Raw genomic sequence first — 19,616 nt, 5'->3', positions numbered from 1 at the left:
CTGCTCAAACCAGTGGACCTTAGCTCACCGACTGGTGTAGTTCGGCGCTTCCACGGTCATCGTGATGTCGTGCGGGTGGCTCTCCTTCAGGCCGGCCGCGGTGATCCGCACCAGCTGCTTGTCCTGGAGCTCCGCGACGGTCTTCGAGCCGGTGTAGCCCATGGCCATCCGCAGGCCGCCGACCAGCTGGTAGGCCACCTGCTGGAGCGGGCCGCGGAACGGCGTGCGGCCCTCGATGCCCTCGGGCACCAGCTTGTCCTCGGACAGCACGTCGTCCTGGAAGTAGCGGTCCCGGGAGTAGGACTTGCTGTTGTCGCCGCGCCCGCGCAGCGCCGCCAGCGAGCCCATGCCCCGGTAGGTCTTGAACTGCTTGCCGTTGACCAGGACCACCTCGCCGGGCGCCTCGGCGGTGCCCGCGAGCAGGCTGCCCAGCATGACCACGCTCGCGCCGGCCGCGATGGCCTTGGCGATGTCGCCCGAGTACTGGATGCCGCCGTCGCCGATCACCGGCACGCCGGCCGGGGCGCACGCCAGGTTCGCCTCGTAGATCGCGCTGATCTGCGGCACGCCCACGCCCGCGACCACGCGGGTGGTGCAGATCGAGCCGGGGCCGACGCCGACCTTCACGCCGTCCGCGCCCGCGTCCACCAGGGCCTGCGCGCCGGCGCGGGTGGCGACGTTGCCGCCGACCACGTCCACCTCGTCGCCCAGTTCCTTCTTGACCCGGGCGACCATCTCCAGCACGTTGCGCTGGTGGCCGTGCGCGGTGTCGACCATGATCACGTCCACGCCCGCCTCGGCCAGCGCCATGGCGCGGGCGAAGCTGTCCTCGCCGACGCCGATCGCGGCGGCGCACAGCAGCCGGCCGTCCGGGTCCTTCGAGGCGTTCGGGTACTGCTCGGTCTTGACGAAGTCCTTGACCGTGATCAGGCCGCGGATCTTGCCGTCGCCGTCCACGATCGGCAGCTTCTCGACCTTGTGGCGGCGCAGCAGGCCCAGCGCGGCCTCGGCGGACACGCCCACCTGGGCGGTGACCAGCGGGCCCTTGGTCATCACCTCGCTGACCTTGCGCGAGTGGTCCACCTCGAACCGCATGTCGCGGTTGGTGATGATGCCCACGAGCTTGCCGCTGTCGTCGGTCACCGGCACGCCGGAGATCCGGTAGCGGGCGCACAGCTCGTCCACGTACCGAATGGTGTCCTCCGGCGAGCAGGTCACCGGGTCGCTCACCATGCCCGCCTCGGAGCGCTTCACCGTCTCCACCTGGCGGGCCTGGTCGTCGACCGAGAGGTTGCGGTGGAGCACGCCGATGCCGCCCTGGCGGGCCATCGAGATCGCCATGCGCGCCTCGGTCACCGTGTCCATCGCGGCCGAGGCCAGCGGGATGCGCAGGGAGACGTTGCGCGAGAGCCGGGTGGCGGTGTCGACCGCGCTCGGGATGATCTCCGATTCGGCGGGCAGCAGCAGTACGTCGTCGAAGGTCAGTCCCAGCATGGCGAACTTGGGCGGGACTCCGTCAGCGTTGAGCTCGCTGGTCATGGCGGCTGGCTTGCCTTCCGTCGTGCGGTGATCCCGCCGCCGCGGATCGGGTTTCCACAGGCGGCGATGGGTTCAGCCCATGGTATCTGGACGTGGTCCGGGGTCCGCCCGGTACCGTGCGGGGTCGTGCCGCACGACGCGTTGCCACCAGACCCGTTCGCGGGTGACCCGGACGACCCCGCCCGGGCGCTCGGCGAACCCGAGCACGACCACGAGCACCCGCCGATGGACGACGCCGAACGCGCCGAGCTGGTGGGCGACCTCAGCGACCTCGCCGTGTACCAGGCGCTGCTGGAACCCCGTGCGATCAGGGGCATCGTGGTGGACTGCGGCGAGTGCCAGGAACCGCACTACCACGACTGGGCCCTGCTGAGGTCCAGCCTGGAGCAGCTGCTGGCCGACGGTCGGATGCGACCGCACGAGCCCGCGTACGACCCGGACCCCTCCGCCTACGTGAGCTGGGAGTACTGCCGCGGTTACGCGGACGGCGCCACCGCCGAGAGCGCCCGCTGAGAGCGCCTGTTGACGGTGTGACGAAGCCCGCCCCGGTTCGGCGGGGCGGGCTTCGTCACAGGTCGCGCTACTGCTCCTGGGTGGCGGGCGTGTCGCCGGTGCTGTCGCCGCTCGGGTCCTGCGTCTCGCCGCGGGACTGGCCCGGCGTCTCGCCCCGGGACTGACCGGGGGACTCGCCCGAGGACGGCGGGGGCGGCGGCTGGCCCGACACGTCCGTGGTCGGCGGCGGTTCCGTCGTGGGGACCGGCTGCGTGGTCGTCGTCGGCTCGGTGCTCGGCTGCTGGGTCGTCGAGGGCGGGTTGGTCGGCACCCGCGGCGTCGTCGCCGTCGTGGACGGGGTGGCCGTGGACGGCGTGGCCGTCGGCGACGGGGTGGTGCTCTCCAGCTCCTGCTTGAGCGTCTCGTGCCGCTGGGTCAGGTCGTCGCGGCCGTCGTCGTCGGAGACCGACAGGAGGTACTCGCCCGCCTTGTCCAGGGCGTCCTTGGCCTCGCGGTAGCGGCCCTCGCGCAGCGCGGTGCCCGCGTTGTCCAGGTCGGTGCGGACCGCGACGGCGGCCTCGATCGACCGCGCGTGGTCCGAGTAGAGGACGCGGGTCAGGCCCCAGAGCGCGTCACCCGGCTGGGCGTCGCGGGCGACCAGGCTGACCCCGGTGAACGCGATGGCCAGCACGGCGGCGGCGCTCGCGAGGGGGATGAGGTAGCGGTGCCTGCCCCGGGGCTGGGGGCGGGCCGCGGCGATGGTCGCCACGGCGGTGTCGGTGTCGACCAGCTCGCCCACCGGGCGGCTGTCCACCTCGCGCCGCCAGGCCAGCAGCAGCGCGTTCAGCTCGTCGTCGACGAGCGGGTCAGCCTGCTCGGGGTCCCGGCCGCCCAGCGCGTCGAGCAGCGCGTCGTCGGCTCGGATACCCGCGAGGTCGTCGCCCGGTTCGACCAGGGCGTCTTCAGGCTGCGGCGGTCTCTCATCTCGTCCGCGCACGACTTTTCCGTTGCCCTTCCCGTGCTGATCAGCCACTCAGACCACCTCCTCCGCTGCCAAGGTCTTGCGGAGACGGGCCAAGGCCCGGTGCTGCGCCACCCGAACCGCGCCCGGCGTCGAGCCGACCGCATCGGCGGTCTCCTCGGCCGACAGGCCGACGACCACCCGGAGCAGCAGGATCTCCCGTTGCTTCTCCGGGAGGACCTTCAGGAGCGCGGCCATCCGGTTCGACAGCTCGCCCTGCATGGCCCGCTGTTCGGGACCGGCCTCCGTCTCGGGGGCGTCCGGGACCTCCGGGACCGGTTCGGACCGGTTCCGGGCGGCTGAGCGATGCGCGTCGGCCACCTTGTGCGCGGCGATCCCGTAGACGAACGCCAAGAACGGCCGACCCTGGTCGCGATAGCTGGGTAGGGCCGTCAGCACCGCGAGACACACCTCCTGGGCCACGTCGTCCGCCGAAGCGAAAGACCTCTCCTGCCTTCCGACTCGGGCGCGGCAGTACCGCACCACCAGAGGGCGGATGGATGCCAGGAGCCGCTCGATCGCATGGCGGTCGCCATCGACGGCCGCGCCCACTTCGGCGTCCAGTCCGTCCCCCAAATTGGTCATCGCAGACAGCAGCCCTGGTGTTACGCACAGGCGTATCGACAAGGAACAGCACGGGACGACCAACGTCGCCCGTACCGGTGACACCTACGGTACCGGTCGTCCGGCCACCCGTTGCGCAACGGGTGAGAAGAGGTCCGTGACCTGCCGACACGCCGGGAACGGCGAGCCGGCCCGGCGACGAGGACGTCGACGGGCCGGCAAGAGGAAGGAGCGTCGGCGTGAGCCGCCTCACCTGTTCCTGGGGATCAGGAGACGAGGCCGCGCCGGAAGCCGTGCGCCACGGCCTGCGCGCGGTCGCGCACGCCGAGCTTGCGGAACAGCCGGCGGGCGTGCGTCTTCACCGTGTCCTCGGAGAGGTACAGCTCACGCCCGATCTGCCCGTTGCTCTTGCCCTGGCTCATGCCGCGCAACACCTGGAGCTCGCGCTCGGTGAGCTGCACCCCCGGGTCGGACGGTTGGCGCGGCGCGGGCACGCTGGTGCTCGCGAGCGTGTGCGCCAGCGCGGCCACCAGCTCGGGACGCGAGGCGTCCCAGCGGAGGTAGCCGCGGGCGCCGCCGGCGATCGCCGCGGCGATGCTGCCCGCGTCGTCCGGTGCGCCGAAGACGATGACGTTTGCCTGCGGGTTGGCCGAGACGAGTCGCCGGGTCGCTTCGACCCCGGTCGGGACGGCGCGCTGGGTGCCAACCAGTACGACGTCGACCGGCTGCCGAGAGAACCGAGCCAACAACTCGTCACCGTGCGCTACGCAGTCGATGCGGCTAACCCCGGGGACAGCCGACATCACGCGGGTGAGACCCTCCCGCACACTGCGCCGGTCGTCGCAAATAAGGACCGTGGTCACGGGGACTCCTTCCTGCAGCCGAGTGACGTTCCACATCCCCTATCGGACGCTGGGGGCCGAACCTTGACACGATCCGGTGCTTAATCCGTCAAGAAATTCGCCTCAGGGTCTGCGTTCGGGGGTTCCCCGGAACGGAGCAGCGCGGTCGGGACCCAGGGCGACCGGTGGGCCAGTCGTCGGCTGATCGGATCAGCCCTCCGCAACACGCAGCTCAGAGCGTTTTGAGTTCGTTCCTTCATGTTCTGACCGTCCGCATAAGTGCGGTTTTCCTGCGCGTTTGCCAGGACGTAGCCCGTTGGCCAGATCAACGACAGGAGGCCCAGTTGGTCCGTGTGATTTAGGTCACAGTGGAGCAGATCGAGCCCTCTGTCAAGGCCGGCGGGGGCCCCGAGCACCACCAAAGTGGTCCCCAGGACCAGGTCGGACTTGAGGGCGTGCCGCGTCGCGCCCGCCTCCCTGGAGAGGGCCGCGGCCCGTTCGGCGGGCGCGACCGCGCGCTCCGCGTGACCGTCGGCCAACTCGATCTCGGCCGCCACCCACTGGTGGCGCACCCGGCTCCGCCAACCGAGCGGCTCGACCCGTTCGTGCAGCCTCCGGGCCTCACCCACCCGTCCGGCCCCCACGGCGTCGGCCGCGAGCCCCAGCAGGGCGTCCGCACGGGCCCCGGCGACGTCCACGCCGTCCGGATCCTCCTCTACACCCTTTTCGCCCCGATCCGCCAGCAGCGCCAGCGCCAGGGCGTCCCACCGCCGGGCCGCCGCGTGCCCGCCCAGCTGCCGCCGGTGCGAGGCGAGCGTCGAGGCCGCCAGCGACCCGAACAGCCCACCACCCCCGATCAGCCCACCCAGCACGGTCGCCGCCGCCGCGTAGTGCCCCTGCCCGCCGAGCACCACCGCCGCCAGCCACCGCTCCTCGACCCCACCCCCTCGGGCCGCGCCCCACACCCCGACCCCGGGCAGGTCACCGAACGCCGCACGCCGAACATCCACCCCACCATCCTCCGCGAGTCGTACGCCCAGGCCCACCGTGTCGTACGTCCCGGACCCCCGAGTTCAGCGCTCAGGACCCCCGAGTTCAGTGCTCAGGACCCGTGCGCCCGCCGACCGGGCGCCCCTCGGGTCAGCAGACGGCGCGCTCCACCGCGTCGGCGGCCGAGGCGAGGTCGTCGACCCGCTCCGACGGCTGCGGCACGACACCGCGCTCCCACCCCGGACCGCCGACGAAGACGCGGACCTGCTGGCGCGTCCTGGGCAACGCGATCACCACACCCGGATCGGCGTACCGGTGCAGCTGGGCCCACAGCACGACGGCGGCCGGTGCCGTGCGCCGGACCGCGGCGACCAGGGCGTCCAGCGGCAGGTCGGCACCCAGCTGACGTGCGCCGATCCCCCGCCGGGCCAGCACCGCCGCCAGCGGGTGGAGGGGCAGGTCGTGGCGCTCGCCCGGCGTGCACGCCAGCAGCACCGGGCGGGGGTTGCGCGGCTCGGTCACGATCGGCGCGGCCCGGATCATCGCGGCCCGCGCGCACTCCTCCAGCAGGTGCGACACCTCCAGGCCGGCGCCCGACCGCTCCCGGCGCGCGGCGACGGCGGCCAGCACCGGGCGGACCACCCCGTCCCACGTCGCGACCACGCCGTCCGCCTCGACCGCGTCCGCGAGCAGCGCCTGCACCGCCGCCGAGTCCAGCGCCAGCGCCGCCCGCCCCACGCCCCGCGCCCACCGGTTGGCCGCGTGGAGCCCGAGGCCGCGCACACCACGACCACCGGCCGGGACGTCCACGGGACCGGGTCGCGCGGCGCCCTCGGGCACGGGAGCGGAGAGGGCGTACCTGGCGGCCTCGGCGGACGGCGCGCCCCGCAGCAGCGCTTGCTGCATCAGCTCCAGGCGGGCCACGTCGAGCGGCCCGTACCTGCGGTGTCGCCCAATCGTGCGATCACCGGGTCCGAGGCCGTACCGGCGGTCCCAGGTGCGCAGCGTAGCCGGCGCGACCCCCAACCGGCGGGCCACCGCGGCCACGGGCAGCAGCACGGAACCCGCGGGATCACCCTCCGCCGCAACGGTTTCCCGTTCACCCCCGGGCGGGCTCCCGTCGTGATCGGCCGGCGTCGTCACGCTGACATGGTCCGTTCACCTGATGTCGCGGGCAACTTCGGGTTTGAACCGCATCCGATCACCCATCGAATGAATTGCCGCCTGTATGCCCCGCACCCCCTTGAACAACCATTGACGCGGTTCTACGGTGGATCATCGTTAAGCCGAATGGAGCAGTGCACGTCAATGGGCCAAGGAGGCGGTCTCGATGGCGGACACCCGTAGGCTTCCCGGTCCCAACGCGGATCTGTGGGACTGGCAGATGCGCGGCTCGTGCCGCGGGATGGACAGCGCGTTCTTCTTCCACCCGGACGGCGAACGCGGTCCGGCCCGGGCCCGGCGGGAGGCGCGGGCCAAGGCCGTGTGCCTGTCGTGCCCGGTGCTGGAGATGTGTCGGCAGCACGCCCTGGCGGTGCAGGAGCCGTACGGGATATGGGGCGGGCTCTCGGAGTCGGAGCGGGACGGCATCCTCAAAGCCCGCAAACGGCAGTTGACACCCGTGTGAGGCACGACGCGCGGAGAAGGGCGGCACCCGTGGGTGCCGCCCTTCCGCGTTTCCGGGGTCCGAGCTACACGTTCGGGGGATCCTGAACGCTGAACTCGGGGGTCCTGGACGTACGACACGACGGGTCTGGACGTACGACTCGCGGAAGCAGGCGGGGCGGCGTCGGGTGGACGCCGCCCCGTCGGGGTGGAGCTGGTGGAGCCGGTGGGTCAGTGGCCGTGGCCGTGACCGTGACCGTGACCAGCGGAGCCGGACTCCTCTTCCTTCTTCTCCACGATGGCGCTCTCCGTGGTGAGCACCATGCGGGCGATGGAAGCGGCGTTGGCGACCGCGGAGCGGGTCACCTTGACAGGGTCGATGATCCCGGCCTCCAGCAGGTCGCCGTAGGTCAGGCTGGCGGCGTTGAGGCCGAAGCCCCACTCCTGCTCCCGGACCTTGTTGACCACGACCGCGCCCTCCAGGCCCGCGTTCGCGGCGATCCAGAACAGGGCCGCGCCGAGCGCCTCGCGCACGATCCCGACACCCGTCGCCTCGTCACCGGTCAGGTCGAGACCGCCGTCGAGCACCTTGGCCGCGTGCACCAGCGCCGAACCGCCGCCGGGCACGATGCCCTCCTCCACCGCCGCCTTGGTCGCCGCGACGGCGTCCTCGATGCGGTGCTTGCGCTCCTTGAGCTCGGTCTCGGTGGCCGCGCCGACCCGGATCACCGCGATGCCGCCGGACAGCTTGGCCAGCCGCTCCTGGAGCTTCTCGCGGTCCCAGTCGGAGTCGGTCGACTCGATCTCGCGGCGCAGCTGCTCGGAGCGCCCCGCCACGTCGGCCTTGGTGCCGCCGCCGTCGACGATGGTGGTGTCGTCCTTGGAGACCACGACGCGGCGGGCGCTGCCCAGCACGTCCAGGTCGGCCTCGGACAGCTTCAGGCCCACCTCGGACGAGATGACCGTGGCGCCCGTGACGACCGCGAGGTCGTCCAGGAACGCCTTGCGGCGGTCGCCGAAGTACGGCGCCTTGACCGCGACCACGCGCAGCGTCTTGCGCAGGGCGTTGACCACCAGGGTGGACAGCGCCTCGCCCTCGACGTCCTCGGCGATGATGACCAGCGGCTTGCCCGCCTCGGCCACCTTCTCCAGGATCGGCAGCAGCTCGGCCAGGGCCGAGATCTTCTCGCGGTGCAGCAGGATGCGGGCGTCCTCGAACACCGTCTCCTGGGCTTCCAGGTCGGTGGCGAAGTGCGCCGAGACGTAGCCCTTGTCGAACTGGACGCCCTCGGTGATCTGGAGCTCGGTGGCCAGCGTCGAGGACTCCTCGACGGTGATCACGCCGTCCTCGCCGACCTTCTCGATCGCCTCGCCGAGCAGGGCGCCGATGGACTCGTCGCGGGACGACACGGTGCCGACCTGCGCGATGTTGTCGCGCCCCTTGACCGGGGTGGCCTTCGCCTTGAGCGCGTCCACGACGGCGTCGGAGGCGGCCTGGATGCCGCGGCCGAGCGAGGTCGGGTTGGCGCCCGCGGCGACGTTGCGCAGACCGACCCGCACCATGGCCTGGGCCAGCACGGTCGCGGTCGTCGTGCCGTCGCCGGCCACGTCGTTGGTCTTGGTCGCCACGCTCTTCGCCAGCTGCGCGCCGAGGTTCTCGAACGCGTCCTCCAGCTCGATCTCGCGGGCGATGGTCACGCCGTCGTTGGTGACCGTCGGCCCGCCGAACTTCTTGTCGAGCACCACGTGCCGGCCGCGCGGACCCAGGGTCACCTTGACCGTGTCCGCCAGCTTGTTCACGCCGCGCTCAAGGGCCCGACGAGCGTCCTCGTCGAAGCTGATCTGCTTGGCCATGCTCTTATGCCTCTCTCAAGTGCGAAACGCCCCGGGAAGCCCCGGTGATGGGGTCGCCGGGGCGCTTTGCGTGTCAGCCGAGCGTCAGTTGATGACGGCCAGCACGTCGCGGGCGGAGAGGATCAGGTACTCCTCGCCGTTGTACTTCACCTCGGTGCCGCCGTACTTCGAGTAGATGACGACGTCGCCGACAGCCACGTCCACCGGGACGCGGTTGCCCTTGTCGTCGATCCGGCCGGGGCCGACCGCGATGACCTTGCCCTCCTGGGGCTTCTCCTTCGCGGTGTCCGGGATCACGAGGCCGGAAGCGGTCGTGGTCTCGGCCTCACTGGCCTGGACGACGATCTTGTCCTCGAGCGGCTTGATGTTCACGCTCACCGGGCTGACCTCCACGGTCGTCGAAAGCGTTGGCAGGTTGCGTTTACGGCTCCTGCCACCCCGCCGTCGCGGGGGTCGGGGCGGTTGCTGGTGCCGTGCGTCTAGCACTCTACCCATGCGAGTGCCAGCGGTTCAACGACCCCCCGGAACGTCCCGCGCGAAGTCGTCCACTCGTGTCACACCGGCGTTCACCCGACCGCCAACCGCGTCGGGGAGCGTGCGGGCCATGACCTCGGTGACCCGACGTTCCCTGCTCATCGGCGGTGCGGCCCTCGCAACCGCGGGGGCGGGCCTCGCGACCGCTGGAGCGGGCTTCGCGAAGCTCGACGACCCCTTCACCCTCGGCGTCGCCTCCGGTGACCCCGGTTCCGACGGCATGGTGCTGTGGACGCGGCTGGCGCCCTCACCCCTGGACGAGGACGGCCTCGGCGGTATGCCCAACCGGGTCGTCCCGGTGCACTGGGAGCTGGCCGAGGACGAGCGCTTCCGGCGGGTGGTGCGGCGCGGCGTGGAACTGGCCCGGCCGCAGACCGCGCACAGCGTGCACGTGGAGACCTTCGGCCTGCGGCCCGGCCGCGAGTACTTCTACCGGTTCCGCGCCGACCGCCACGTCTCCCCCGTCGGCCGCACCCGCACCACGCCCGAGCCCTGGGTGGTCGGGCAGGACCTGACCATGTGCTTCGCGTCGTGCTCGCACTACGGCGAGGGCTACTTCACCGCCTACCGGCGGCTCGCCGAGGACCAGCCGGACGTGGTCCTGCACCTGGGCGACTACCAGTACGAGTACGCGGGCAAGGCGGCGGACGTGCGCGCAGTGGTAGGCCCGGAGACCCGCACGCTGGCCGACTACCGGCTGCGCCACGCCCAGTACAAGACCGACGAGGACCTCCAGCTGGCGCACTCGGTGGCGCCCTGGCTGGTCGTGTGGGACGACCACGAGGTGGAGAACAACTGGGCCGACGGGGTCCCCGAGCAGCCGGACCCGGACTTCGCCGCCCGGCGCGCGGCGGCGTTCCAGGCGTACTACGAGAACATGCCGCTGCGGCGGGGCGCCAAGCCCAACGGCGTCGACATGCGGCTCTACCGGCGAATCCGGTGGGGCGGTCTGGTCAACTTCCACATGCTGGACACCCGCCAGTACCGCGACGACCAGGCGTGCGGCGACGGGTGGAAGACCTGCGCCGAGGCCGGCGCCGCCACCCGGACCATCACCGGCGCCGAGCAGGAGCGGTGGCTGCTCGACGGCTTCCGCCGGTCGCGGGCGCGCTGGGACGTGCTCGGCCAGCAGGTCTTCTTCGCCGAGCGCGACCGCGAGGACGGCCCGGAGAAGGAGCTGTCCATGGACTCCTGGGACGGCTACCTCGCCTCCCGCGACCGGGTGACGCGCGGCTGGGTCGACGCGAAGGTCCGCAACGCGGTCGTGCTCACCGGTGACGTGCACGCCGCCTACGCCGCCGACATCAAGGCGGACTGGGACGACCCGGCGTCGCGCACCGTCGGCACCGAGCTGGTGTGCACCTCGGTGACCTCCGGCGGCGACGGCAACGACACCTCGGACGAGGTGCAGCTGCGCAACAACCCGCACATCAAGCTGCACAGCAGGCGGCGCGGCTACGTGCGGACCAGGTTCACCGCGCGGGAGCTGCGGGCCGACTTCCGCTCGCTGCCGCACGTCCGCACGGCCGGGGCGCCGGCCACGACGTTGAAGTCGTTCGTCGTCGAGGACCGCCGCCCCGGCCTGAACGCGGTCTAGGCCGCCGCCCCCGTCCGGCCCCGGATCACGGTGAGCAGGGCGGTCCAGCCGTCTCGACCGTGCCCCGCCTCGACGGCGCGGCGGTAGAGCGACCGGACCGCCCCGGGCAGCGCGGTGTCCAGGCCCGCGGCCTCGGTGGCGCCCACGACGTGGTCGGCCGTGGCGCCCATCATGGTGATGGTGGCCCGGTCACCGGGGTGCTCGTCGGCGTCGAGAGCCCGGACGACCTCGTCCAGGTAGCTGCCCAGCGAGCCGACCAGGTCCAGCAGGTAGGGCGCGAACCGCTCCGCCGTCACGCCCGCCGAGCCGACCAGCGCGACGCCGTGCAGGACGCCCGCCAGCGCGGTCAGGAAGACGTCCAGCTGCGCCTGGTAGAACAGCTGGGCCAGGGCGTGGTCCTCGCCCAGGTGATCGGGCCTGCCGATGAGCGCCAGGGTGTCCCGGTAGCGGTCGAACACCTCGTGCGGGCCGCTGTAGAACACGTACGCGCCCGGGTCGCCGACCAGGTCCGCGGGCACCATCACGCCGCCGACCACCAGCTCCGCGCCGCGCTCGGCCAGCCACGCGGCGGCCTTGAGCGTCTCGTCCGGGGTGTCGGAGCTGAGGTTGACCACGACGCGCCCCGCCAGGTCCGCGCCCGCCAGCACGGCGTACATCGCCCCGTAGTCGGTCAGGCTCAGGATCACGAGCCGGTTGGCCGCGACGGCCTCGGCGGCGGTCGCGGCGCGGGTGGCGCCCCGGGCCACCACGCCGTCGGCGCGGCTCGCGGTGCGGTTCCAGGCGGTGACCGGGTGACCGGCCGCCAGGAACCGGTCGACCATCGCCTGTCCCATGGGGCCGAGACCGATGAAGGTCAACGGGGTCTTGCTGCTCATGTGCGCTCACTCCTCGTCCGTGTGACCGCCACGGTGCCGGGGGGCGCGCACGAAATCCCGGGGGTTCGCTGGGGGTCGTTGGCTACGGTGCGGTCGTGCGGTTCGGGGTGTTGGGGGCGCTGGCGGTCTGGACGCCGGCGGGTGAGCCGGTGCGGGTGCCGGAGGCCAAGGTGCGGTTGCTGCTGGCGGTCCTGCTGGCGCACGAGGGGCGACCGGTGTCGGTGGACCGGCTGGTCTTCGGCCTGTGGGGCGAACGGCCGCCCGGGAGCCCGGTGAACACGCTCCAGACGAAGGTGTCCCAGCTGCGGCGGCTGCTCGGGCCGCTGGTCGCGCGCGAGCCGGCCGGGTACGCGGTGCGGGTGGGCGCGGGGTCGCTGGACCTGCTGCGGTTCCGGGAGCTGGCGGCGGCCGGGCGGTTCGCGGAGGCGCTGGGGCTGTGGCGCGGCGAGCCGCTGGTGGAGTTCGCGGACGCGCCGTTCCTGCCGGGGGTGGTGGCCCGGTGGGAGGAGGAGCGGCTGGCGGTGGTGGAGCGGTGGGCCGAGGGCTGGGCGGGCTTGGACGGGGTTGGCCCGGAGGGGGCGGGTCTGGGCGGGGTGCGCTTGGACGGGGCCGCGGGACTGGACCGGTGGCTGGCGGCGGAGGTGGCGCGGTACCCGCTGCGGGAGCGGCTGCGCGGGGCGCACATGCGGGCGCTGTACCGGGCCGGGCGGCAGGCGGAGGCGCTGGAGAGCTACGCGGAGCTGCGGCGGGTGCTGGCGGAGGAGCGCGGGTTGGAGCCCGGACCCGGGTTGGCCGCGCTGCACCAGGCGATCCTGAGGCAGGACCCCGCGTTGATCGCCGGACCGGGTGGGGTCGGGCGCGGGGAGGAGAGGGCCGGGCGCGGGGAGGCGGCCGCCTCGCTCCCCGCCGGCAACCTGCCGGTGGCGGTGACCGGCCTGGTCGGGCGGGACGCGGCCGTCCGCGAGCTGCGCGACCTGGTCGGCCGGGTGCGGCTGGTCACCCTCACCGGACCGGGCGGGGTGGGCAAGACCAGTCTGGCCGTCGAGGTCGCGCGCGGGGTGGGGGTGGCGGACGGGGCCTGGTTGGTCGAGCTGGCCGGGGCCGGGGACGGGGAGCGGGTCGTGGCCGCCGTCGCCGCCGTGCTGGGGGTCCGGGACGACGGCGGCAGCCGGTTCGGCGACCCGGTCGACCGGGTCGTGGACGCGCTGCGCGGCCGGGAGGCGCTGCTCGTGCTGGACAACTGCGAGCGGCTGGTGGAGCCGGTGGCCGGGCTGGTGTCGCGGCTGCTGCGGGCCGCGCCCCGGCTGCGCGTGCTGGTCACCAGCCAGGAGCCGCTGAACCTGGCCTTCGAGACCGTCCGGGCCGTCCCGCCGCTGGACGTGCCCGGCGCGGTCGAGCTGTTCACCGCGCGGGCCGCCGCCGCGGCGCCGGGGTTCGCCCTCACCGCGGTGAACGCGCCGGTCGTCGAGGCCGTGTGCCGCCGGCTCGACGGGCTCCCGCTGGCGCTGGAGCTGGCCGCCACGCGGGTGCGCGGCCTGGGCCTCACCACCCTGCTCGACCGGCTGCACGACCGGTTCCGCGTCCTGGCGGGCGGCCACCGGGACGCGCCCGCCCGGCACCGCACCCTGCGCGCCGTGATCGACTGGAGCTGGGACCTGCTCGACGACGCGGAGCGGGCGGTGCTGCGCCGGTTGTCCGTGCACGTCGACGGGTGCTCGCCGGCCGCCGCCGAGGCGGTGTGCGCGGGCGACGGCATCGCGGACGTGCTGGACGTGGTGACCCGCCTGGTCGACCGGTCGCTGGTGGTGGCGCCCGAGCACACCGGCGCGCCCCGGTTCCGGCTGCTGGAGTCGGTGGCCGACTACGGGCGGGAGCGGCTGCGCGACGCGGGCGAGCTGGACGCGGTGCGCCGGCGGCACGCCGCGTTCCACCTGGACGTCGCCGAGCGGGCCGACGCCGGGCTGCGCGGGCCCGACCAGCTCGCGTGGCTGGACCTGCTCGACGCGGACGCGGCGAACCTGCGGGCCGCGTTCGACGCGCTGGACGGCGCGGGCGCGGCCCGGTTGGCGCGGGCGCTGACCTGGTACTGGTTCCTGCGCGGGCACCCGCGGGAGGCGCGCGGGCTGCTGACCGGTGACGACCCGGAGGCGGTGGCCTGGCGGTCCGGGTTCGGGGCGCTCGCCGGCGAGGTGGTCGAACCGGGCGCGGTGGAGGGCACGGCGCGGATCGAGGACCCGCTGCGGCGGGCGCGGGCGCGCTGGTTCCTCGGGTACGTGCTGACCACGGCCGGGGACATGCCCCGCGCCGAGCGGCTGACCGGGCAGGCCCTGGCGGCGTTCGAGGAGCTGGGCGACCGGTGGGGCGTGGCCGCCGCGCACGCCGACCTGGTGAGCCAGCTGCTGGGGCGCGGGCAGGTCGAGCAGGCCCGGCAGTCGGCCGCGCGGTCCGCCGGGCTGTTCACCGAGCTGGGCGACCGGTGGGGGCTGCTGAAGTCGTCGTTCGCGCTGGGCACGCTCGCGGAGCTGGACGGCGACTACCCGCGCGCCACCGCCGTGCACCGGGAGGGCCTGCGGGTGGCCGAGGAGCTGCGGTCGTGGCCGGAGGTGTCGTACAAGCTGTCCTGGCTGGGGCGGGTCGCGCTGCTGGGGGGCGATTTCGCGGCAGCGCGCGAGCTGCACGAGCGGGCGCGGCGGATCGCGGCGGAACAGGGCTTCTCGCCGGGCGAGGCGTACGCGGAGACCGGGTTGGCGCTGGGCGCGCGGCGGGAGGGCCTGCTGGACGAGGCCGAGGAGCGCCTGGTGCGCGTCCTGGAGTGGCACCGGCGGGTCGGCGGCGACCTGGCCGCGACGCTGGTGCTGGCCGAGCTGGGGTTCGTGGCCGAGCTGCGCGGGCACGCGGCGCGGGCGCTGGAGCTCCAGGCCGAGGGCCTGGCGCTGGCCCGGGGGTCCGGCGACCCGCGGGCGGTCGCGCTGGGGTTGGAGGGCCTGGCCGGGGCGCGGGCGGCGGCGGGCGAGCCCGCGGCGGCGGCCCGGCTGCTGGGCGCGGCGGCCGCGACGCGCGACTCGGTGGGCGTGCCGCTGCCCGCGGCCGAGCGCGGCGACGTGGACCGGATCGCCGCCGCGGTCCGGGCCGGGCTGGGCGCGGACGGGTTCGCGGCGGCGTTCGACGCCGGGTACGCGGGTGGTCCCGACGCGGGTGGTCCCGACGCGGGTGGTCCCGACGCGGTGGCCTGAGCGGGAGCGGGCGGGCGGGGACCCAGGATCAGCAGGCCCCGCCCGACAGACCCCGCCCGACACGCCCGATCCGGCAGACCCGACCCGGCAGAGCCGGATCGGCAGACCTGGCCGGCAGGCCCGGCCCGGAAGACCCGGCCGGCAGGCGGATCAGCAGGCCCGGCTCAGAAGACCTGCACCGTGCCGACCGGCAGGCCGGGCGTGGTGGACAGGTCCAGCGGGGACGGCTTGGCCCCCGCCGCGACCAGGTGCGCGCCCAGCGCCGCGATCATCGCGCCGTTGTCCGTGCACAGCCGGGGCCGCGGCACGCGCAGCTCGATGCCCGCCTCGGCGCACCGCTCGGCGGCCAGGCCCGACAACCGCGAGTTGGCCGCCACGCCGCCGGAGATCACCAGGGTGTCCACGCCGAGGTCCTTGCAGGCCCGGATCGCCTTGGCGGTGAGCACGTCCGCCACGGCCTCCTGGAACGAGGCGGCCACGTCGGCCAGCGGTACCTCCTCGCCCGCCCGCTCCTGCCGCTCCACCCACCGGGCGACCGCGGTCTTCAGGCCGGAGAACGAGAAGTCGTACCGGGAGTCCCGCGGCCCGGTCAGGCCGCGCGGGAACGCGATCGCGCACCCGTTGCCCTGCTTGGCCAGCCTGTCGATGGGCGGGCCGCCCGGGTAGGGCAGGTCGAGCAGCCGGGCGACCTTGTCGTACGCCTCGCCCGCCGCGTCGTCCACGGTGGACCCCAGCTCGGTGATCCGCTCGGCCAGGCCCTCGACCAGCAGCAGCTGCGAGTGGCCGCCGGAGACCAGCAGCGCCAGGCACCGCCGCGGCAGCGGGCCGTGCTGGAGGGTGTCCGCGGCGACGTGCCCGGCCAGGTGGTTGACGCCGTAGAGCGGCTTGTCCAGCGCCGCCGCGTACGCCTTGGCCGCCGACACGCCCACCAGCAGCGCGCCCGCGAGGCCGGGACCGGCGGTGACCGCGATCGAGTGCACGTCGCGCAGCTCGATCCCGGCCTTCTCCACCGCGCGGCGCATGGTCGGGACCATGGCCTCCAGGTGCGCGCGAGAGGCGACCTCGGGCACGACGCCGCCGAAGCGGGCGTGCTCCTCGACGCTGGAGGCGACCTCATCGGCCAGCAGCTCCACCGCCCCGTCAGGGCCGAGCCGGACGATGCCGACACCGGTCTCGTCGCACGAGCTCTCGATACCGAGGATGAGCCGGTCAGTCACGGTTCGCGGGCCTTCCCATCGTGTACGCGTCGGCGCCCGACGGCTGGTAGTAGCGGCGGCGCAGGCCCAGGTGCTCGAAGCCGTGCGCGAGGTAGAGGGCGATGGCGGGCGCGTTGTCCGTGCGGACCTCCAGGAACACCGGCAGGCCCGACTCGTCGGCGCGGGCCAGCAGGGCGCGCAGCAGGGTCTTGCCGACGCCGCCGCCCTGGAACTCCGCGTCCACGGCGAGGGTGTGCACGCTGGACTCGAAGTCCGTCAGGCCGAGGCCCGCGTAGCCGATCAGCCGCCCGTCGGAGTACGCGCCGACGTAGAAGTTGCCGCTGTCCAGCTCGCTGTGGAACGCCTGCTCGCTCCAGGGGTCGTCACCGGCGAACAGCTCCCGCTCGATCAGCGCGCACCGGGCGGCGTCCTCGTGGCGCAGCGGCCCGGTGGTGACGGTGCGCGCGCTCACGTCTTCGTCACCCGCTTGCGGCCGACCGGCTCGACCGCGTCGGGCCGGCGCAGGTAGAGCGGGGTGAGCGCGGCCGGGCGGGCGCCCGCGAGGAGCTCACCCGCCGCCGCGGCGACCAGGGAGGCGGGCGACGGGTAGCGGGCCCCGACCACCGGCAGGCCCAGCACGTCGGCGTACAGCTCGGCGCCCTCGCCCGTCGCGACGGCCACCGCGGGCAGCTTCGGCGCCAGGTCGGCGGGCCGGTCCACGTGCGGGCCGGCGGTGCGGCGGCCGGCGGCGTCGTAGGCGGCCCAGTAGACCTCCTTGCGGCGCGCGTCGGTGGCCACCAGCAGCGCCTTGCCCGCCGCGCCCGGCAGGGCGAGGGCGTCCAGGGCGATGGCGTCCGGGGTCGGCACCGGGTAGACGGGCCGGTTGAGGGCCTGGCCGAGGGCGGCGGCGGTGACCAGGCCGACGCGCAGGCCGGTGAACGGGCCGGGGCCCGAGCCGCACACGATCGCGTCGAGGTCGGCCAGCGCGTGGCCCGCTTCGGCCAGCGCCTCCCGGAGGTGCGGGGTCAGCAGCTCGCCGTGCGCCTTCGGGTTCACCGTCACCCGCTCGGCGAGCAGGCGCGGGGCGCGGTCGGCGGTCAGTTCCACGACGCCGGCCGTGACGGCGGGGGTGGCGGTGTCCAAGGCGAGCACTAGCACAACGGACAAGGATAGAGGTGGCTCCCGCCACACTTGCCTTGACGTCCACGTCAAGGCGGAGGATCGGCGTCGTGCGCATCGGTGAACTGGCGCGGCGGGGTGGGATCTCCACCCGGGCGCTGCGCTACTACGAGTCCCTGGGGCTGCTGCCCGCGCGGCGCGGCGCCAACGGTCAGCGCGAGTACGACGAGGAGGACCTGCGGCTGGTGCGGGAGATCCGCTCGCTGACCGGCATCGGGTTCGCCCTGGAGGACACGCGCCCGTTCGTGGAGTGCCTGCGCGACGGGCACGACAGCGGGGACGCCTGCCCGGCGTCGGTGGCCGTCTACCGGCGCAAGCTGGCCGAGCTGGACGAGTGCCTGGCCCGGCTGGGCGCGGCGCGGGACCGGGTGCGTGCGCAACTGGAGGAAGCCGAGCAGAGGAGCAGGCCGTGCGCGCGTTGACCGACGAGACGTTCACCGAGGCGGTGAGCACCGGGACGGTGCTGGTGGAGTTCCGGGCCGACTGGTGCCCGCCGTGCCGGATGCTGGAGCCGGTGCTGGCCGAGATCGACCGCGAGCTGGACGGGCTGGTGGTGGCCGCGCTCGACACGGACGCCAACCCCCGGACGGCGCGCGACCAGCGGATCATGTCGGCGCCCACGCTCCAGCTCTACAAGGACGGGGAGCTGGTGGCGGAGGCGGTCGGGGCGCGGCCGAAGATGCAGCTGATGGCGTGGCTCGAACCACATCTGTGATGCGCGTGGCGGTGGGGACCGCCAGGGTTGGCCCATGCTGCTGCCGGCGCTGGCCGTCCCCTCCGAGAAAGTCGCCCTGCGGTTCCCCGAGCGGGAGCTGACCTACGCGCGGTTGGCCGCCGAGGCCCGCGCGGTCGCGCACGGCCTGCGCGGCAGGCGGCGGATCGCGGTGTGGGCCCGGCCCACGCCCGGGACCTGCGTGGCGATCGTCGGCGCGCTGCTGGCGGGGGTGCCGGTGGTGCCGCTCAACCCGAGGATCGGGGAGCGGGAGCTCGCCCACGTCCTGGCCGACAGCGAGCCCGACCTGGTGGTCGACGACGAGCTGCCGTCCGGGTCCGGGACCGACCTGCCCGAGCCGGACGGCGAGGCGCCCGCGCTGATCGTCTACACCAGCGGCACCACCGGGCCGCCCAAGGGCGTGGTCCTCCCCCGCCGCGCCCTGGCGTCCAACCTGGACGCGGTGGCGCGGGCGTGGGCGTGGACCGGTGACGACGTGGTGGTGCACGGCCTGCCGCTGTTCCACGTGCACGGGCTGGTGCTGGGCGTGCTCGGCGTGCTGCGGCGCGGCGGGACCGTGCACCACGTGGGGTCGTTCACCCCGGCGAAGGCCGCGGCGGCGCTGGAGGGCGGCGGCACGGTGGTGTTCGGCGTGCCCACCATGTACCACCGGGTGGTGAACGAGCCCGAGCACGCGGCGGCGTTCCGGCGCGCCCGGCTGCTGGTGTCCGGCTCGGCCCCGCTGCCCGCGGCCCTGCACGAGCGGGTCGAGGCGCTGACCGGCCAGCGGGTGGTCGAGCGCTACGGGATGACCGAGACGCTGATGAACACCAGCGCCCGCGTGGACGGCGACCGGCGGCCCGGCACGGTCGGCCCGCCGCTGCCCGGCGTGGAGGTGCGGGTCGTCGGGGACGAGCCGGGCGAGGTCGAGGTGCGCGGCCCCAACCTGTTCCTGGAGTACCTGAACCGCCCGGACGCCACCCGGGACGCCTTCCGCGACGGCTGGTTCCGCACCGGTGACCTGGCCGTGGTCGAGCCGGACGGGCACCTGCGCCTGGTCGGCAGGCGCGCCACGGACCTGATCAAGAGCGGCGGCTACAAGATCGGCGCGGGCGAGATCGAGAACGCGCTGCTGGAGCACCCGGCGGTGGCCGAGGTCGCGGTGACCGGCGAGCCGGACGAGGACCTGGGCGAGCGGGTCGTGGCGTGGGTGGTGGCCGAGGGCGAGCCGCCCGCGCCGGAGGAGCTGGGCGAGCACGTGGCGCGCCTGCTCGCGCCGCACAAGCGGCCCCGGGTGGTCCGCTACCTGGACGCCCTGCCGCGCAACGACATGGGCAAGGTGCTCAAGCGGGAGCTGCGGGCGCGGTGACCTGACGGCCGGGG

At 74.2% G+C, this 19,616-nt stretch carries 19 protein-coding genes; 7 read left to right on the top strand and 12 right to left on the bottom strand.

The annotated features are described in order from the left end of the window. Positions 1-24 precede the first annotated feature (24 nt). The gene (gene guaB / locus Q5530_RS10085) at positions 25-1,539 is read right to left on the bottom strand and encodes an IMP dehydrogenase (protein ID WP_380634935.1); all 1,515 of its coding nucleotides are present in this window, start codon (positions 1,537-1,539) and stop codon (positions 25-27) included. A 66-nt stretch (positions 1,540-1,605) separates the two neighbouring features. Here guaB and Q5530_RS10080 point away from each other — a divergent pair, with 66 nt between their 5' ends. Then, positions 1,606-2,052: a DUF5319 domain-containing protein gene (locus Q5530_RS10080; RefSeq protein WP_380634936.1), complete on the top strand. Its 447-nt coding sequence runs from the start codon at positions 1,606-1,608 to the stop codon at positions 2,050-2,052. Positions 2,053-2,119: 67 nt separating this feature from the next. Here Q5530_RS10080 and Q5530_RS10075 read toward each other — a convergent pair whose 3' ends face one another. The 5 genes from Q5530_RS10075 to Q5530_RS10055 all read right to left on the bottom strand — a co-directional run bounded on the left by Q5530_RS10075 (position 2,120) and on the right by Q5530_RS10055 (position 6,507). Then, positions 2,120-3,028: an anti-sigma-D factor RsdA gene (locus tag Q5530_RS10075; RefSeq protein WP_415361909.1), complete on the bottom strand. Its 909-nt coding sequence runs from the start codon at positions 3,026-3,028 to the stop codon at positions 2,120-2,122. Positions 3,029-3,064: 36 nt separating this feature from the next. Then, positions 3,065-3,637 carry a sigma-70 family RNA polymerase sigma factor gene (locus Q5530_RS10070; RefSeq protein WP_380634940.1) on the bottom strand — a complete coding sequence of 191 codons (573 nt, stop codon included), beginning with the start codon at positions 3,635-3,637 and terminating at the stop codon, positions 3,065-3,067. A gap of 245 nt (positions 3,638-3,882) precedes the next feature. After that, a complete protein-coding gene (locus Q5530_RS10065) occupies positions 3,883-4,479 on the bottom strand; it encodes a response regulator transcription factor (protein ID WP_015805222.1) in 597 nt (198 codons plus the stop codon). Positions 4,480-4,559: 80 nt separating this feature from the next. Continuing rightward, complete coding sequence (locus tag Q5530_RS10060; RefSeq protein ID WP_415361908.1) at positions 4,560-5,468, bottom strand: hypothetical protein; 909 nt, start codon at positions 5,466-5,468, stop codon at positions 4,560-4,562. A 130-nt stretch (positions 5,469-5,598) separates the two neighbouring features. After that, positions 5,599-6,507, bottom strand: a complete 909-nt coding sequence (locus Q5530_RS10055) for a MerR family transcriptional regulator (RefSeq protein ID WP_415361907.1) — start codon at positions 6,505-6,507, stop codon at positions 5,599-5,601. A gap of 271 nt (positions 6,508-6,778) precedes the next feature. Here Q5530_RS10055 and Q5530_RS10050 point away from each other — a divergent pair, with 271 nt between their 5' ends. Continuing rightward, positions 6,779-7,075, top strand: coding sequence for a WhiB family transcriptional regulator (locus tag Q5530_RS10050; protein ID WP_380634945.1), 297 nt, complete (start codon positions 6,779-6,781; stop codon positions 7,073-7,075). 209 nt (positions 7,076-7,284) lie between these two features. On the opposite strand, the gene groL is transcribed toward Q5530_RS10050, so the two are convergent. Together groL and groES are read right to left on the bottom strand one after the other, a co-directional pair. Further along, positions 7,285-8,907: a chaperonin GroEL gene (groL, locus tag Q5530_RS10045; protein ID WP_415361906.1), complete on the bottom strand. Its 1,623-nt coding sequence runs from the start codon at positions 8,905-8,907 to the stop codon at positions 7,285-7,287. Positions 8,908-8,991: 84 nt separating this feature from the next. Beyond that, a complete protein-coding gene (groES, locus tag Q5530_RS10040) occupies positions 8,992-9,285 on the bottom strand; it encodes a co-chaperone GroES (protein WP_015105192.1) in 294 nt (97 codons plus the stop codon). 226 nt (positions 9,286-9,511) lie between these two features. Between groES and Q5530_RS10035 the strand changes: the two genes are divergently transcribed. Continuing rightward, the gene (locus Q5530_RS10035) at positions 9,512-11,038 is read left to right on the top strand and encodes an alkaline phosphatase D family protein (protein ID WP_415361905.1); all 1,527 of its coding nucleotides are present in this window, start codon (positions 9,512-9,514) and stop codon (positions 11,036-11,038) included. Here the strand turns inward: Q5530_RS10035 and Q5530_RS10030 are convergent. Next, positions 11,035-11,913, bottom strand: coding sequence for an NAD(P)-dependent oxidoreductase (locus Q5530_RS10030; protein WP_415361904.1), 879 nt, complete (start codon positions 11,911-11,913; stop codon positions 11,035-11,037). The two genes, Q5530_RS10035 and Q5530_RS10030, sit on opposite strands and share 4 nt — an antisense overlap. 95 nt (positions 11,914-12,008) lie before the next feature. Between Q5530_RS10030 and Q5530_RS10025 the strand changes: the two genes are divergently transcribed. Beyond that, positions 12,009-15,146, top strand: coding sequence for an AfsR/SARP family transcriptional regulator (locus Q5530_RS10025; RefSeq protein WP_415361903.1), 3,138 nt, complete (start codon positions 12,009-12,011; stop codon positions 15,144-15,146). A gap of 164 nt (positions 15,147-15,310) precedes the next feature. Here the strand turns inward: Q5530_RS10025 and tsaD are convergent, their stop codons facing one another. From tsaD to tsaB, 3 genes are read right to left on the bottom strand one after another with little or no spacing between them, the layout of a single operon-like run. Then, complete coding sequence (tsaD, locus tag Q5530_RS10020) at positions 15,311-16,363, bottom strand: tRNA (adenosine(37)-N6)-threonylcarbamoyltransferase complex transferase subunit TsaD (protein ID WP_415361902.1); 1,053 nt, start codon at positions 16,361-16,363, stop codon at positions 15,311-15,313. Continuing rightward, positions 16,356-16,814 carry a ribosomal protein S18-alanine N-acetyltransferase gene (rimI, locus tag Q5530_RS10015; RefSeq protein ID WP_415361901.1) on the bottom strand — a complete coding sequence of 153 codons (459 nt, stop codon included), beginning with the start codon at positions 16,812-16,814 and terminating at the stop codon, positions 16,356-16,358. Before rimI ends, tsaD begins: the two co-directional genes overlap by 8 nt. Further along, on the bottom strand, positions 16,811-17,500 hold the full coding sequence (tsaB, locus tag Q5530_RS10010; protein WP_415361899.1) for a tRNA (adenosine(37)-N6)-threonylcarbamoyltransferase complex dimerization subunit type 1 TsaB: 690 nt from the start codon (positions 17,498-17,500) through the stop codon (positions 16,811-16,813). The genes rimI and tsaB overlap by 4 nt, the downstream gene beginning before the upstream one ends. 71 nt (positions 17,501-17,571) lie before the next feature. Here tsaB and Q5530_RS10005 point away from each other — a divergent pair, with 71 nt between their 5' ends. Genes Q5530_RS10005 through Q5530_RS09995 form a run of 3 tightly spaced genes read left to right on the top strand, consistent with a single transcriptional unit; the run spans position 17,572 to position 19,602 of the window. After that, the gene (locus Q5530_RS10005) at positions 17,572-17,943 is read left to right on the top strand and encodes a MerR family transcriptional regulator (RefSeq protein ID WP_415361898.1); all 372 of its coding nucleotides are present in this window, start codon (positions 17,572-17,574) and stop codon (positions 17,941-17,943) included. Continuing rightward, positions 17,931-18,236: a thioredoxin family protein gene (locus Q5530_RS10000; protein ID WP_415361897.1), complete on the top strand. Its 306-nt coding sequence runs from the start codon at positions 17,931-17,933 to the stop codon at positions 18,234-18,236. Before Q5530_RS10005 ends, Q5530_RS10000 begins: the two co-directional genes overlap by 13 nt. A 34-nt stretch (positions 18,237-18,270) precedes the next feature. After that, entirely contained in the window at positions 18,271-19,602 is a 1,332-nt protein-coding gene (locus Q5530_RS09995) for an acyl-CoA synthetase (RefSeq protein WP_415361896.1), read from the top strand. The last annotated feature ends 14 nt before the right edge of the window (positions 19,603-19,616 follow it).

Origin of the sequence: Saccharothrix sp. BKS2 (assembly GCF_047689505.1) — a bacterium.
Lineage (GTDB): Bacteria > Actinomycetota > Actinomycetes > Mycobacteriales > Pseudonocardiaceae > Actinosynnema > Actinosynnema lopnurensis.
The sequence above is the reverse complement of the archived record's forward strand: the minus strand, read 5'-3'. Positions and strand labels throughout refer to the sequence as shown.